We start from the raw sequence: 15271 nt of genomic DNA, 5'->3' as shown, positions 1-15271 counted from the left end.
AATTAATTAGTCCTACATCGAATAATCCGTCCTACACACAAAATAATTCGACCTACAGAGAGATAATTCGTCCTACAAACGAAATAATTCGTCCTACAGAGAGATATTCCGTCTTACAAACGAAATAATTCGTCCTACAGGGAGATAATCCGTCCTACACACAAATTAATTAGTCCTACATCGAATAATCCGTCCTACACACAAAATAATTCGACCTACAGAGAGATAATTCGTCCTATACACTATTTAATTCGACCTACAGAGAAATAATTCGTCCTACACACTAATTATTCCGTCCTTGCTTGATGTTGAAGTTCCAAACGCCAATTATTGCATCGCATAAAGCTCCCTGGAGGGTATTCGAATTCACATTCGGAAATAAGATTGAAGTCAAGCTTGCGACAAATTGCATTTGAAGCAGGATTATTGATGGACGGGAATGCGTGAATATACTTGTATTTCCGTTCGGCTTTGACTTTTGCTATTACAGCCTTCACTGCACGGGACGCAATCCTTTTCCCCTGATATGAAGGGAGGACACTCCACCCAATTTCGTACACGGTTTCATCATTCCACACGGTTCGCCAGTAGCCAACGGAGCCAACAGCCTCTTCCTCTGGATACAGGGTGATGCTAAACATACACCCTTTACTTCCAATCTCAAGATAACGTTTGTGGCGTTTCAAAATTTGTTCTTTACTCTCTGGTCCTCCGAGATGTTCCATCATTTCTGGAGCATTAAGGTGAAAAAGTAAATCAAGGTTTCTATCTTCCCATGGTTTAATCTGTAACCCGTTTTCTTTGTTTCGTTCTGAAATCTCGCTCACCCCTGACATTATATTATACTCTTAATCAATACTTTCTTTGCTGAGAGTGAGATTCCTTTATTTATATGTATTTATTGTTCTATCTATTAACCGGCTTGAAAATCCTAGAATCAACGATAGTCGGCATGGAAATTATCGATCATTATTAAATTGTGAGTTTTCAGATTATGTAGATGAATGTTTCCCATTAAATGCTATAATTTACAGGTGGTTCTATCAATGACAGGGGCGGAGATGATGAAATGAAATCTTCAGTAAATCAGTTTTCCACTCAATTTGAATGGATATTGAATGTGATTAATGTTGGTGTCCATATCGTTAATAAGGATGGAGATACCGTATTCTATAATAAAATGATGGCTCATATCGACGGGCTGGATCGTGAACAGGTGTTAGGAGAAAATATCTTTCAACTGTATCCATCATTGACTGATGAATCCAGTACGCTGCATGTAGCATTGGAAAAAGGCATCGAAACGATTGAGTCCATTCAAACATATGTTAATTTAAAAGAGAAAAAAATAACTTCTATTAATAGCACGTATCCTCTATACGAGGACGGTGAAATTATTGGGGCAGTAGAAATCGCAAAGGATATTACTAAGGTCATGAGCATGTACGATCAAATTGTTGATTTGCGTTCCCAGCTGGCCGAGACCCATAAGAAAAATAAGTTTTTTGAAGGGACAGCCACCTATCATTTTAGTGATTTAATTGGGAGTAGTCCTGCTTTTCAAGAAGCTATTTCATTAGCAAAAAAAGCGGCTCGTACACATTCTCCAGTCATGATTTATGGACCTACAGGGACAGGAAAAGAACTTATTGCTCAAAGTATACATAATGTAAGTGCTCAGCGAAATCAACCATTCATTGCGCAAAATTGTGCGGCTGTTCCAAAGGAATTAATGGAGGGGCTACTGTTCGGCACAACGAAAGGGGCTTTTACCGGAGCGATGGACCGACTCGGGATTTTTGAACAGGCAAATGGCGGTACCCTGTTTCTTGATGAATTGAATAGCCTTGACCTTGGTCTGCAGGCAAAATTGCTGCGAGTATTACAAGAAGGCGAGGTACGCCGTGTTGGAGGATCGAAGGAGCAAAAAATTAATGTGAAAATCATTGCTGCGATGAACATTTCTCCAGATGAGGCGTTAGAGCGAGGAATTATTCGCTCGGATTTATTTTTTCGTTTGAATGTCGTAACCATTCAAATGCCCTCTCTTCTGGAACGCAAAACGGATATTCCGGAAATAGCAAATAACTTTATTCAAAAATTCAATAGATCATTCTTTTCGGATGTACGCGGGATCAGTCAAAAGGCGATGCAACGGCTGCTTCAATATTCGTGGCCTGGAAACATTCGTGAACTGGGACATGCCATCGAGTTAGCATTTAATGTCATGGATGCAGGGGAAGTTATGATTGATGAACATCATCTTCCTGCTTATTTATTCCCTTCAGGAAAATATTCCGCATCAAATGCGCAGAGCCATCATCCTCCATTAAAAGATAAGATTGATTTACCTGTCGTACTTGAAGAAATGGAAAGGGAAATGATAATAAATATGTTTGAGAAATATAATGGGAATATCAGCAAAACAGCTGAGGCCCTCAATATTAAAAGACAAGGATTACAATATAAGTTAAACAAGTACGGTATAGAAAAAGTTTTTGCCGCAGGATCGAAGGAATCAAAATGAAAGGGGAGTAATTGAAAACGCTATCATTCACTTATACTTTTAGCGAATTGTTGTTCAATAGAATAAGTATGTAACTTGAAGAGGGATCTCGCGAATAGAGACCCTCTTTTTTCAATATCAAAAGGATAAGCATTAAATCCGTATCTCTTTGGTGCAAAGAAATTGGCTGCAAAAAATTAGGCATTACGAAAAAAATCTTGCGGTTTAAGGGGACGATCTGCCCTCTTTTTCCTATGTTTTTCTTGTTTTGGATGTTGGCATCATTCTTGCAAGTAGTATAGATATAGTTTCTTAAGATAAAGAGGGGGGCATTTAAATGAGTTTGATGGGAATGGAAGTAAAACATGAGGAATACCTTGGTGGACGTAGACATTATAATGAGATTGAATTGTGGAAAGATGTAACGGAAGAGCAATGGAATGATTGGCTCTGGCAATTAACCAATACAATTAAAACTTTGGATGATCTGAAAAAAGTTGTGAACTTGACACCAGAAGAAGAAGAAGGGGTTCGGATTTCAACTCAAACAATTCCTTTAAATATTACACCTTACTATGCATCCTTGATGAATCCCGATGATCCTCGCTGCCCGATTCGTTTGCAGTCTGTACCGCTTTCGGCAGAAATGAACAAGACTAGATATGATTTGGAAGATCCGCTGCATGAGGATGAGGATTCTCCTGTTCCAGGTCTAACGCATCGTTATCCGGATCGCGTTCTATTTCTTGTCACGAACCAATGCTCTATGTACTGTCGTTATTGTACTCGTCGTCGTTTTTCAGGTCAGGTTGGCATGGGCGTTCCTAAGAAGCAATTAGACGGGGCGATTGAATATATTCGTAATACTCCGGAAGTGAGAGACGTTTTGATTTCTGGAGGAGATGGCCTATTAATCAATGATAAGATTCTCGAATACGTATTAAGTAATTTACGTGCGATCCCACATGTGGAAATCATTCGGATTGGTACTCGTGCACCGGTCGTTTTCCCGCAGCGTATTACAGAAAATTTATGCAATATTCTGAAGAAATATCATCCAATTTGGTTAAATACGCATTTCAATCATTCACTTGAACTGACGGAAGAAGCCAAAAAGGCATGTGATATGTTGTCGATGGCTGGAGTACCACTTGGTAATCAGGCGGTTATTCTTGCTGGTATTAACGATAGTGTACATATTATGAAAAAGCTTATGCACGACTGTGTTAAAGCAAGGGTTAGACCTTATTACATTTATCAATGTGATTTATCTGAAGGGATCGGCCATTTCCGTGCCCCGGTTTCAAAAGGACTGGAAATCATTGAAGCGTTACGTGGCCATACATCAGGATATGCAGTGCCAACTTTTGTGGTGGATGCTCCTGGCGGAGGCGGAAAGATTGCCTTGACTCCGAATTACCTTCTTTCGCAAAGTCCGGATAAAGTGGTCTTACGGAACTTTGAGGGAGTTATCACGAGCTATCCAGAACCGAAGAACTATGTTGCCGGCAGTGCAGATGCTTACTTTGATGAAGTATATGGTACCGAAGGAAGAAAAGGAGCTGTGGGGATTTCTGCTCTGATGACAGACGAAAAATTCAATTTGGTACCAGAAGGCCTACGTCGCCTTGACAAGAGAAAAGCGTATGAAACTACTGATGAACATGCTTCTTTGAAGGATCGCCGTGATAAACGGGATGAAATGAAGGAAAAATTAAGATTATCCCAAGAAAAAAAGAACGCCATGGTCGGAAGTTCTGAAGGCAAGGGGGAATAAAGATGGAATGCTTGTGGTGTAATGCCCCCAACGTTGAGGAAAGTGAAAAGAAGGATTGTTACTGGATTATGCCAGATGGTAAACGATCAATAAAAGTGCTTCAGGTTCCAGCCCTGAACTGTCCAAATTGTGGAATCTATGTATCTGATTCGATGAATCAAAAGGTGGATGAATCCTTATCTATATATGACGTGAGTGAGTATCCTGATGAGTTTACGTATGAACAGCTTCTTCAGGCCCCTGTAAAGAAATTGTTTAATTGGAAATAGAATGCCGGGAGAAGTAGATGATGATGCATCACTTCTCCCGAATTTTAGTTAAGGAGGGTATACATAATGACTGTTCAAAAGCTGCCTTTTTTCTCCCGAATTGAGACTGGGGAATGTTTTACGATGGAACTCTATCTTGATCATGCAAATCATCGCTTACGCATTGATGATTATCGGGGGAATATCAAAAAAGCGATAACTCGAGCTCTAGTCATCGCTCAAGAGCATGGCTTTACAAAAGTGATACTTAAAGCTAGACAAGAAGATTTATCTGCGACATGGGTCCATGGATTTATGCTGGAAGGAATATTGAGTAAGTACTTTAATGGGAATGACGCTTATTGCATGGCATTGTATTTAACCAATGAAAGGCGAACAAGCGACTATTGGATGAAGGAAGACAAAATTCTCCAAGATGTCATTGATATTCCTAGAATAATAGAAAAGCAGCAACTACCTGAAAATTATACCCTTCGATTTGCTGAGATTGAAGATGCACTTGAGCTGGCAAATTTATACGGTGCAATTTTTGAAACCTATCCAACCCCAATGAATGATGAGGGTTATATCAAAAAAGTGATGGAAGAAGGTACGATTTTTAGTGTTATCGAATATGAAGGATCCATCGTTAGTGCCGCATCTGCGGAAGTAAATGAAATGTATCATAATGCTGAACTTACAGACTGTGCAACGATTCCTCATCATCGAAAACATGGTTTTATGAAGGTACTTATCTCAGCATTAGAACAAGAACTTATCAAGAAAAATATTTATTGTTCCTACTCTTTAGCGCGATCCTTGTCAATGGGCATGAACGCTGTCTTTCACCAGCTGGGATATGAATATGGAGGAAGATTTACGAAGAATTGCAATATTTGGGATAAGTATGAGGACATGAATATTTGGGGTAAAGATTTATCTTCTGTAAATGGATTCTTTAAATAGGAGGAAAAGTTTATGGCTAAATACACATGGGTTGATAAAGATACCTGTATTGCGTGCGGGGCATGCGGTGCAACAGGTCCTGAAATTTATGACTATGACGAACAAGGAATCGCTTTCGTTATCTTGGATGATAATCAGGGGAATGCCGTAGTTCCTGAGAATCTGTATGATGACATGCATGATGCAATGGAAGGCTGCCCTACAGAATCAATCCTGATTCAGGATGAACCTTTTAGTTGGTAAACTCGGTTTTATGGATTCATATTTGCCATCTATTCTTTCAATCAGTTAATAGGATTTTTCCAATAGTTTAAGAGTTTTAGTGTACTAGAACTTCATAGATGTGTAGTCGATAAAAAATGTAAATGAAGGAGAGATGAAATGAAGCGGAATCATTTAATTAAGCCCATTCTAGATCATAACTATCCCACTGTCTCTCATGGGAAGGGAATATATCTTTATGACACAGATGGAAAACAATACATCGACGGATCTTCAGGTGCGGTTACGGCGAGTATTGGTCATGGAGTATTAGATGTTGTTGAGGCAATGACAGAGCAGGCAAGTAAAGTTTCTTTTGCATACCGATCTCATTTTACAAGTGAAGCCGCAGAGACTTTAGCCGAAAAGCTAAGTGAGTTAGCTCCAGGAGATTTAAATTGGTCGTTTTTTGTGAACAGTGGGTCGGAAGCAACCGAAACGGCGATGAAGATAGCCATTCAACATTGGCAAGAAAAAGGATTTGAGCGGAAAAATCGTATCGTCTCCCGCTGGACGAGTTATCACGGGATTACGATGGGTGCTTTATCGATGTCCGGTCATGTGTCAAGAAGAAAACGTTTTGTTCCGTTATTAGAGGATTTTCCTAGTATATCTGCTCCGTATTGTTATCGATGCCCTTATGAATCTTCCGGCTGTAAACTGCAGTGTGCAAATGAATTAGAGACGTCCATTCAAAGACTTGGTTCTGAGAATATTGCCGCCTTCATCGCTGAACCAATTATTGGGGCATCCGCTGGTGCTGTTACTCCACCGGATGGTTATTATCAAAGGATTAAGGAAATATGCGAACGCTATGACATTCTCTTTATCGCCGATGAAGTTATGACTGGAATCGGTCGTACAGGAAAAATGTTTGCCATGGAACACTGGGGAGTTACCCCAGATATCATCGCATTGGGGAAAGGTATGAGCGCTGGCTATACTCCAATTGCAGCCACTTTGGTTAGTGATCGGGTTATGGAACCCATTTTAAAAGGTTCAAAGTCAATCATGGCTGGACACACATATAGTGCAAATCCTCTATCTGCTGCCGTTTCTTTAGAAGTGCTTGCCTACATTGAACGAATGAATCTGGTTCAGGCAGCGGAAGAGAAAGGACAGTATCTATTGGAGAAATTACATGGGCTGGCTGAGAGATTTGACATTATTGGTGATGTACGAGGAAAAGGGCTTCTCCTGGGACTTGAGTTTGTTTCAAATAGGAGTTCAAAAACTCCATTCGACTTGCAAGACGGCATAACCACAAGAATTGTCAATAAGGCATTTGAGAAGGGATTGTTGATCTATCCTGCTTCAGGCGCAATCGAAGGAATCGCGGGTGATGCAGTTATTATATCTCCGCCACTAGTTATTACAAATGAAGAAATTGATAGTCTTGTAAAGATACTGGAAGCTTCAGTTGAGGAATTGCAGCATGAATTGCACTCGGAAGGTCTGATAGAGAACAAGCAGGCTATTTAGGAGGAACCATATGAAGCAGGTCATTTCGAAAAAAAACAAAATTGTGACCCTGGAAGAAGCACTCGAGTATATTACTGATGGATGTACTCTCATGTACGGTGGGTTTGGGGGAGTGGGGACTCCGCCAACACTCATACAGGGCATCCTGGACAAGGGCGTTAAGGAACTAACATTGATTGGCAATGATACGGGATTCCCTGATATTGGAATTGGTCGGCTAGTGACTCTTGAAAGAGCGAAAAAGGTCATTGCCTCTCATATCGGATCTAATCCTAATGCCGGTCGGCTCATGACTGAAGGAAAGCTGCAAGTGGAATTTTCTCCGCAAGGGACATTAGCTGAAAGGATTCGTGCAGGCGGAGTAGGCTTGGGCGGGATTTTTGTTGATGTCGGGATTGGAACGATAGCTGAAGAAGGCAAGGACAAAATGGTAATCGACGAAAAGGAATATTTGATCGAAACCGCTTTGACCTCGGAAGTGAGTATCGTTTATGCCAAAAAGGCAGATCCGTTAGGGAATTTGGTTTTTGACAAGAGTGCCCGCAATTTCAATCCGCTCGTAGCGATGGCAGGAGCCTTTACTATAGCAGAAGTTGAAGAAATTGTTCCGGTAGGCGAATTGGATCCGGAGTGTATTGCCACGCCAGGTATTTATGTAGATATGGTGATTCCAACAAAAGGGGTGAATTGGAAATGGGCATGGGAGTAGATGTACGAAATCGCATCGCCAAACGCGCTGCCAAGGAAATCCATGACGGATTAATCGTCAATTTAGGTATTGGCATCCCTACCTTAGTGGCCGATCATTTACCTCAAGATATCCATGTGCTGTTCCATGCGGAAAACGGTGTTCTTGGAACAGGCCCCAGTCCAAATCAGGGGGAAGAAGATCCTGCTCTCTGTAACGCAGGAGGGTTCCCGATTACGTCTGTAATGGGGGCTTCTTACTTTGACAGTGCAACTGCATTTGGCATGATTCGTCGAGGATACATCGACATTACCATCCTTGGGGCATTGGAAGTCAGTGAAACGGGGGATTTGGCCAACTGGATTGTCCCAGGCAAACGGGTACCGGGGATGGGCGGAGCAATGGAGCTTGCCCAAAAAGCCAAAAAGGTGATTGTCTTGATGAATCATGTAAACAAGCAGGGTGAATCGAAGATATTAAAGAAATGCACACTTCCTTTAACGGCAAGACATAGTGTAGATTTAATCATTACTGATATGGCTGTCATGGAAGTTACAAAAGAGGGATTGGTGTTGAAGGAAGTTATGGCACCTTATACAGTTGATGATGTGATTGCGAATACAGAGGCGTCGTTGAAAATCGGGGCTACTGTCAACAGCATTGAATAGGTAAGAGGAGGAAGAAGCATGAATGAGGTCGTCATCGTTGCTGGAGCGCGAACTGCAGTTGGATCCTTTGGGAAATCACTCCGGAATGTTAATGCTACCGAATTAGGCCGTCAAGTATTGGAAGGCTTAATGGAAAAATCTGAATTAGGCAAAGAAAAGGTCAATGAAGTGATTTTCGGACATGGCTATGTCCATGGAGGCGGACTTAACTCGGCCCGAATTTCATCGCAGATGGCAAATTTCCCGCATAGTGTCCCAGGCCACGTTGTAATCAAAGCATGTGGATCAGGTTTAAAGGCCATTACCAATGCTGCATTAACTATTGCTGCTGGTCAAGAAGACATAATCATTGCCGGCGGAGTGGAGAGCATGAGCAATGTGCCTTATATCGTGAAAAATAGATGGGGCGGTAAATTTGGAAACGTAACGATGGAGGATGCTCTGCTGGCAGATGGATTAATATGTTCCTTGGGAAATGAGCATATGGGAATAACAGCCGAGCGCCTGGCTGAAAAATATGGTATCCGTCGTGAAGAACAGGATCAATTTGCTTATCAAAGCCACAAGAAGGCTTGGAAAGCTATAGAAGAGGGTCGCTTTGATCGAGAAATTATTCCGCTCAAAATCAAGGATCGAAAAGGGCTTCAAATCTTCAATCAAGACGAAGGGGTACGCGAGGACATTCATCTGAGTCAACTAGCCAGTCTTTCAGCAGTATTCAAAAATGAAGGAACCATAACGGCAGGAAATGCTTGTCCCATGAATGATGGAGCAGCAGCTGTACTATTAATGTCCAAGCAGCAAGCAGAAGAAAAGGGATTAAAACCGCTCTTGAAAATTAAGGCATTCGCCAGTGCAGGTGTTGAACCTGGAGTTATGGGGATTGGACCTGTACCAGCGACTCGAAAGGCATTGGCAAAAGCAGGTCTATCGTTAGAGGATATCGGACTGATTGAACTTAATGAAGCCTTTGCTGCCCAAGCACTTGCAGTGATCAAGGAGTTAGATTTGAATCCGGAAATCGTCAATGTCAATGGAGGGGCAATTGCACTTGGTCACCCTGTAGGAGCAACAGGTGCAAAATTGACAGTCACACTGATGCATGAAATGTTGCGTTCCCAAGTTAAGTACGGAATGGTAACGTTATGTATGGCAGGTGGAATGGGACTTTCGGTAATCTATGAGAATATGTGTATAAAAGGAGGATAAAAGTGCCGGATTTTAAAAAACGAATTAACCAATGGATCAAGGATCATCGGGAAGAAGGAACAGACTTATTGCAAAGGTTGGTGCAAGCACCGAGTACCCAAGGAAATGAAGCAGACGCTCAGGCTATCGTCGCCCAAAAACTAGAGGAAATGGGCCTGAAGGTTGATATTTGGGAGCCTAACGGTGGGGAACTGAAAAAGCATTCCTATTTCTACTCTCCTCGCAGCGAATTTTCCAACAGTCCTAATGTGGTAGGAATTATGAAGGGAACTGGAGGCGGCCGCTCCATTATCTTGAACGGACACATCGATGTGGTTCCGGATGGTGATCGGGATCAGTGGGATGACGATCCATATAGTGGAGCCATAAAGAATGGTAAAATGTTTGGACGTGGCGTAACAGATATGAAAGGAGGCAATGTATCCCTTATCCTTGCTATGCAGGCACTAAAGGAAAATGGCATCCATTTAAAGGGAGATGTCATATTTCAAAGTGTGATAGAAGAAGAAAGCGGCGGAGCCGGAACGTTAGCAGCCGTCTTGAGGGGATACAAAGCCGATGCTGCCCTTATCCCTGAACCAACGAATATGAGGATTTTTCCCAAACAGCAGGGGTCGATGTGGTTCCGAGTTCTGGTAAAAGGCCGGTCAGCTCACGGCGGAACCAGGTATGAAGGTGTAAGTGCCATTGAAAAAAGTATGACCGTAATAAATCATATTCGTGCTCTGGAAGAAAAGCGAAATGCACGTATCAGTGATCCGCTTTATCAGAACACACCTATTCCGATTCCAATCAATTTAGGCGTCATTGAAGGCGGTAATTGGCCTTCCTCCGTCCCTGACCTCGTGAAAATTGAAGGTAGAATGGGTGTTGCGCCAGAGGAAACGATGGAGCAGGCGAAAAACGAAATGGCTAATTGGCTGTTACAGATCAAAGAAGTGGATGAATGGTTCAAGGATCATCCGCCCGTTTTAGAATGGTTCGGAGCACGCTGGGTTCCAGGGGCAATTGATGTAGAACATGAACTAATGAATACGCTCGTCAATCAATTTAGGCAAGTTGCTGGACAAGATCCGGTCATTGAAGCCTCTCCATGGGGGACTGATGGAGGATTGCTCACTCATGTCGGTGAAACGCCTTCAATTGTTTTTGGTCCTGGAGTAACAGAGGTTGCCCATTATCCAAATGAATATATCTTACTGGACAATGTGTTCGCGACAGCGGAGATTATTGCCCTTACTTTAATTCAATGGTGTGGAATTGAACAATTGCAGGATGAGCCTTATGTGGCCTTGGCAAGTAACGAAGACAAATAATCTCGTATATTGGGAGTTACCTGATAGGACAATGTCTATTAAATGAACAAGGCCCCATCCATTTACTAATTGGAACAGTGAAAGAAATTGAAGATTAACACACGAAAGAAAGAGAAACAATCAAATAATGATGAATTGATGTCTAAGCCCCGTTTACTTAAAAGAAATTATTTTGTTTTTAGCCAGTAAAGTGAAGCTTCAATTGGTGAAGTAACCTTGGTAGTGAACGTATCAGGTTCTTACCTTCAGATAGACAAGGGTAAATACATAGTCTTCCGCAAAGAGGTTGTGGGAGACTATTCATTTCTAATGAACTCTACTATTACCAACAATACGGCTGTTAAGACAAATCTCTTTTAATATTTCTTAAAGTTTTAATTTTAATAGAAAATGAGGTAGTAACCAATGGACATGAATCTCATTGAAAATAAAGAACCGACAGTTAAAAGAAACCTAAAAGCAAGGCATATGACCATGATCGCAATTGGAGGTTCTATCGGAACTGGCCTATTTTTGGCAAGTGGTACAACTATCCAAAGTGCAGGACCTGGTGGTGCTCTCACTGCATATGTATGCATTGGAATAATGGTGTATTTTCTTATGACAAGCTTGGGGGAAATGGCGACATATATGCCTGTATCGGGTTCATTTTCTTCCTATGCTACACGCTTTGTAGATCCAGCATTTGGTTTTGCACTTGGCTGGAATTATTGGTTTAACTGGGCGGTTACCCTTGCTGTCGAAATAGCTGCGGCAGCCATCATCATGAAATTCTGGCTGCCTGAAGTGCCAAGCATAATATGGAGTGCATTGTTTCTTGGACTCGTCTTTATGCTGAACGCTTTATCTATTAAAAGTTATGGTGAATCAGAATATTGGTTTTCTCTAGTAAAAGTCGTGGCCATTATTTTCTTTATCATTATTGGATTATTAACAATCTTAGGCGTTTTTGGTGGAGAGGTGATTGGATTTGAAAACTTCACCATGGGCGAGGCGCCTTTCAAGGGTGGGTTTTTATCAATCATTAGTATCTTTCTTATCGCTGGGTTTTCTTTTCAAGGTACAGAACTAGTTGGTATAGCCGCTGGTGAAAGTGAGAATCCTGAAAAAAATGTTCCGAATGCGATTCGCCAAGTATTTTGGCGCATCTTATTGTTTTACATCGGAGCCATTTTGATACTCGGGCTGTTAATTCCATATACAAGTCCAAGTTTATTAGGCGGGGATGTAGATAATATTTCTGTAAGCCCTTTCACGCTCGTTTTTGAGCGGGCAGGATTTGCGTTCGCTGCTTCTGTCATGAATGCTGTTGTTTTGACATCATTACTTTCTGCAGGGAACTCGGGGCTTTATGCATCAACTCGAATGTTATGGTCGATGGCAAAAGATAATCAGGCTCCAAAGTTTCTAGCCAAAGTTAACCACAGGGGAATCCCGATGAATGCCTTAATTCTCACAGCAATAATTGGAGGACTAGCTTTTTTAACATCTGTTTTTGGGGATCATGTATTTACATGGCTATTAAATGCTTCAGGATTAACGGGATTTATCGCTTGGATTGGGATTGCCGTAAGCCATTATCGTTTTAGACGTGCGTACGTAGCACAGGGTGGTGACATAAACGAGTTAAAATACAAAGCAAAATGGTTTCCATTCGGTCCGATTCTTTCATTCTTCCTCTGTATGATTGTCATTGCAGGGCAGAATTACGAGGCGTTTCTAAGCGGCAGTATTGACTGGTATGGGGTCGCAGTCTCCTATATTGGTTTACCAATATTTTTAGCGGTATGGTTAGGGTACAAGGTTTTTCATAAGACAAAGGTAATTCCATTGAAAGATTGTCAATTTGAGAAATCAGCGTAGGAAAAGTAACCTGAATTTCAAAGTCAGTATCGCAACGAGCATTGTGAATGTTATCATTCATGATGCTTTTTTATCGTTGTTGCCATTACTTTATTAAGAAATTGCTTACGATTTCTAACATAAAGAATAGTAAGCAATTAGATATTGAAAACAGACTTGTTAGAGTTGAAGATGAATTGAATTCTATGAATAAAGGGAAGTAATGAGAAGTAACGCTGTTTTTTACCAAAAAACAGCGTTTTAATAGAATAGAAATGCACTAATTAGACCATATTGGACGAAAACCTCAGTATATCTCCGAAAATAAGAATATATCGACGAAAACCACAATTATATCTTCGGAATTAAAGAACTCAGTTTTCCATCATTAAAAGTCGCAGAGTTTCTTCCATTCCTTCTTTGTATGGACATTTTAGGAAAATATGGGCTGTGGTTTTTGAAGGAGTTAGCGGATGGTAGAGGTATTTTTTAACCAAATATCATAAAAACAGTTATGGTGGCAAAAGCAAGTAAATCAGAACTTGATTAAAAAAATGGAACTCGACTATATGTAGTCGAGTTCCATTTTTGTGGAGCTTTCAATTGACGCTAAATTTCAATGATTATTGGAAGGATCATTGGTTTCTTCTTCGTTTGGTTATAGAGATATTGTCCTATTTCCTTCTTAATAGTTTGTTTAATGATATTCCAACGGTATATTTTATCACTTTGTAATTCGTTGACTGTTTTCGTGACAAGGCGATTTACCTGTCTAAGGAGATCTTCGGAATTTTGAATATATACAAATCCACGGGAAATGGTATCCGGTCCTGACACTATTTTTCTTTCCATTTTGCTTAGTGTTATGACAATTACGAGCATCCCGTCTTCGGAAAGCTGCTTACGGTCCCGCAGTACGATTTCTCCAACATCACCAACGCCCATACCGTCAACAAAGGTATTGCCAGCAGGAACTTTTCTGGTTTGACGGGCGACCGAGTCTTCAATATCCACGACATCGCCATTATTGATAACGAAAATATTGTCCTTCTCTACCCCGACAGACTCAGCTAATATTCGATGTTGGTGCAACATCCTATATTCACCGTGAATGGGTATGAAATACTTAGGCTTCATCAGGGTAAGCATGAGTTTTAACTCCTCCTGGTAGGCATGTCCAGAAACGTGCATGCCTGTTACACTTCCTGATCCGTAAATGACCTTGGCCCCCAGCTGAAACAAGTTGTCGATGATACGTGAAACATCCCGTTCATTTCCGGGGATTGGAGTAGAGGCAAGAATCACTGTATCATCAGGTAATATACTCATATCGCGATAATTCGAACTGGAAAGGCGAGACAGGGCAGCAAAAGGCTCCCCTTGACTTCCCGTACATAAAACCGCGACTCTTTCAGGAGCAAAGTTATCGACTTCATGTGCTTGGATCAGCATCCCATCAGGAATATCGAGGTACCCACGCTCCATGGCGACAGATACGACGTTAACCATACTTCGTCCTAATAAGGCGAGTTTTCGGTTTGTCTTCCGGCAAGCGTTCACAACTTGTTGGACACGATTAACATTTGAAGCAAAGGTAGATAGAAAAACTTTCTGTTTAGCCTGCATAAAGGCCTCTTCAATATGGCTACCAACAAGATGCTCTGAAGGACTTGAGCCAGGTCGTTCAGCATTAGTACTTTCAGATAATAAAACCAGGACACCTTCACTCCCGATTCTGGCCATTTTATGAATATCAGGATATTGCTTATTCATAGGAGTTAAATCAAATTTGAAGTCCCCTGTGTGAACCACTGTACCTTCTGGGGTATGTATGATGACTCCTAGACAGTCGGGTATACTATGATTAGTTTTGAAAAAATCTAGATTTATATTCCCAAATTCAATCTTTGAATCAGAGTCAATCTGAATTAATTCAGTATCACCCAATAGTCTATGTTCTATTAATTTTAATTCAATTAAACCAAGTGTTAAACGTGTGGCATATATGGGTACATTTATTTTTTTTAAGATGTAGGGGATACCCCCTATATGATCTTCATGCCCATGAGTCACAATTAAAGCGCGGATATTATTTATATTTTCCTGGAGAAATGTAATATCAGGAATAATTAAATCAACTCCTAATAAACTTTCATCTGGAAACTTTGCACCACAGTCGATAATAATAATATCGTTTGAATATTGGATCACATACATGTTTTTACCGATTTCATTCACTCCGCCTAAAGCTAATATGGACAAAGCATTATCTTTCGAACTCATTTTTAGCCCTCCTTTTTAAGCAATA

General features: G+C 41.0%; 13 protein-coding genes. 11 read left to right on the top strand and 2 right to left on the bottom strand.

From position 1 onward, the window contains the following. Window positions 1-287 precede the first annotated feature (287 nt). Window positions 288-836: a GNAT family N-acetyltransferase gene (locus AKG34_RS19125; RefSeq protein WP_053347560.1), complete on the bottom strand. Its 549-nt coding sequence runs from the start codon at window positions 834-836 to the stop codon at window positions 288-290. Window positions 837-1069: 233 nt separating this feature from the next. On the opposite strand from AKG34_RS19125, the gene AKG34_RS19120 reads away from it, so the two are divergent. The 11 genes from AKG34_RS19120 to AKG34_RS19070 all read left to right on the top strand — a co-directional run bounded on the left by AKG34_RS19120 (window position 1070) and on the right by AKG34_RS19070 (window position 12984). After that, the gene (locus AKG34_RS19120) at window positions 1070-2527 is read left to right on the top strand and encodes a sigma-54 interaction domain-containing protein (protein ID WP_053347559.1); all 1458 of its coding nucleotides are present in this window, start codon (window positions 1070-1072) and stop codon (window positions 2525-2527) included. A gap of 331 nt (window positions 2528-2858) precedes the next feature. Beyond that, window positions 2859-4283 carry a lysine 2,3-aminomutase gene (kamA, locus tag AKG34_RS19115; protein ID WP_053348166.1) on the top strand — a complete coding sequence of 475 codons (1425 nt, stop codon included), beginning with the start codon at window positions 2859-2861 and terminating at the stop codon, window positions 4281-4283. 2 nt (window positions 4284-4285) lie between these two features. Further along, window positions 4286-4552 (top strand): YokU family protein, encoded by a 267-nt coding sequence (locus tag AKG34_RS19110; protein WP_053347558.1) that lies wholly within the window; start codon window positions 4286-4288, stop codon window positions 4550-4552. A gap of 66 nt (window positions 4553-4618) precedes the next feature. Then, complete coding sequence (ablB, locus tag AKG34_RS19105; RefSeq protein WP_053347557.1) at window positions 4619-5497, top strand: putative beta-lysine N-acetyltransferase; 879 nt, start codon at window positions 4619-4621, stop codon at window positions 5495-5497. 12 nt (window positions 5498-5509) lie between these two features. After that, on the top strand, window positions 5510-5740 hold the full coding sequence (locus tag AKG34_RS19100; protein WP_053347556.1) for a ferredoxin: 231 nt from the start codon (window positions 5510-5512) through the stop codon (window positions 5738-5740). Between the two features lie 138 nt (window positions 5741-5878). Beyond that, the gene (locus AKG34_RS19095) at window positions 5879-7240 is read left to right on the top strand and encodes an aspartate aminotransferase family protein (RefSeq protein WP_053347555.1); all 1362 of its coding nucleotides are present in this window, start codon (window positions 5879-5881) and stop codon (window positions 7238-7240) included. 10 nt (window positions 7241-7250) lie between these two features. Beyond that, entirely contained in the window at window positions 7251-7949 is a 699-nt protein-coding gene (locus tag AKG34_RS19090; protein ID WP_053347554.1) for a CoA transferase subunit A, read from the top strand. Continuing rightward, window positions 7934-8596, top strand: coding sequence for a 3-oxoacid CoA-transferase subunit B (locus AKG34_RS19085; RefSeq protein WP_053347553.1), 663 nt, complete (start codon window positions 7934-7936; stop codon window positions 8594-8596). The genes AKG34_RS19090 and AKG34_RS19085 overlap by 16 nt, the downstream gene beginning before the upstream one ends. 18 nt (window positions 8597-8614) lie before the next feature. Then, on the top strand, window positions 8615-9805 hold the full coding sequence (locus AKG34_RS19080) for a thiolase family protein (protein ID WP_053347552.1): 1191 nt from the start codon (window positions 8615-8617) through the stop codon (window positions 9803-9805). 2 nt (window positions 9806-9807) lie between these two features. Further along, window positions 9808-11121, top strand: a complete 1314-nt coding sequence (locus tag AKG34_RS19075; protein ID WP_053347551.1) for a peptidase — start codon at window positions 9808-9810, stop codon at window positions 11119-11121. A 405-nt stretch (window positions 11122-11526) separates the two neighbouring features. Continuing rightward, window positions 11527-12984, top strand: a complete 1458-nt coding sequence (locus tag AKG34_RS19070; protein ID WP_053347550.1) for an amino acid permease — start codon at window positions 11527-11529, stop codon at window positions 12982-12984. A gap of 588 nt (window positions 12985-13572) precedes the next feature. Here AKG34_RS19070 and AKG34_RS19065 read toward each other — a convergent pair. After that, entirely contained in the window at window positions 13573-15246 is a 1674-nt protein-coding gene (locus tag AKG34_RS19065; protein ID WP_053347549.1) for a ribonuclease J, read from the bottom strand. Between the last annotated feature and the right edge of the window lie 25 nt (window positions 15247-15271).

It is taken from the genome of Peribacillus butanolivorans, from assembly GCF_001273755.1.
Taxonomy (GTDB): Bacteria; Bacillota; Bacilli; order Bacillales; family DSM-1321; genus Peribacillus; species Peribacillus butanolivorans.
Note: the sequence above shows the minus strand (reverse complement) of the source record. Positions and strands in the feature narration are given on the sequence as shown.

Excerpts from the sequence above, each read along its gene's own strand:
- AKG34_RS19125 (WP_053347560.1), bottom strand. The coding sequence starts at position 836 with ATGTCAGGGGTGAGCGAGATTTCAGAACGAAACAAAGAAAACGGGTTA.
- AKG34_RS19120 (WP_053347559.1), top strand. The coding sequence starts at position 1,070 with ATGAAATCTTCAGTAAATCAGTTTTCCACTCAATTTGAATGGATATTG.
- kamA (WP_053348166.1), top strand. The coding sequence starts at position 2,859 with ATGGAAGTAAAACATGAGGAATACCTTGGTGGACGTAGACATTATAAT.
- AKG34_RS19110 (WP_053347558.1), top strand. The coding sequence starts at position 4,286 with ATGGAATGCTTGTGGTGTAATGCCCCCAACGTTGAGGAAAGTGAAAAG.
- ablB (WP_053347557.1), top strand. The coding sequence starts at position 4,619 with ATGACTGTTCAAAAGCTGCCTTTTTTCTCCCGAATTGAGACTGGGGAA.
- AKG34_RS19100 (WP_053347556.1), top strand. The coding sequence starts at position 5,510 with ATGGCTAAATACACATGGGTTGATAAAGATACCTGTATTGCGTGCGGG.
- AKG34_RS19095 (WP_053347555.1), top strand. The coding sequence starts at position 5,879 with ATGAAGCGGAATCATTTAATTAAGCCCATTCTAGATCATAACTATCCC.
- AKG34_RS19090 (WP_053347554.1), top strand. The coding sequence starts at position 7,251 with ATGAAGCAGGTCATTTCGAAAAAAAACAAAATTGTGACCCTGGAAGAA.
- AKG34_RS19085 (WP_053347553.1), top strand. The coding sequence starts at position 7,934 with ATGGGCATGGGAGTAGATGTACGAAATCGCATCGCCAAACGCGCTGCC.
- AKG34_RS19080 (WP_053347552.1), top strand. The coding sequence starts at position 8,615 with ATGAATGAGGTCGTCATCGTTGCTGGAGCGCGAACTGCAGTTGGATCC.
- AKG34_RS19070 (WP_053347550.1), top strand. The coding sequence starts at position 11,527 with ATGGACATGAATCTCATTGAAAATAAAGAACCGACAGTTAAAAGAAAC.
- AKG34_RS19065 (WP_053347549.1), bottom strand. The coding sequence starts at position 15,246 with ATGAGTTCGAAAGATAATGCTTTGTCCATATTAGCTTTAGGCGGAGTG.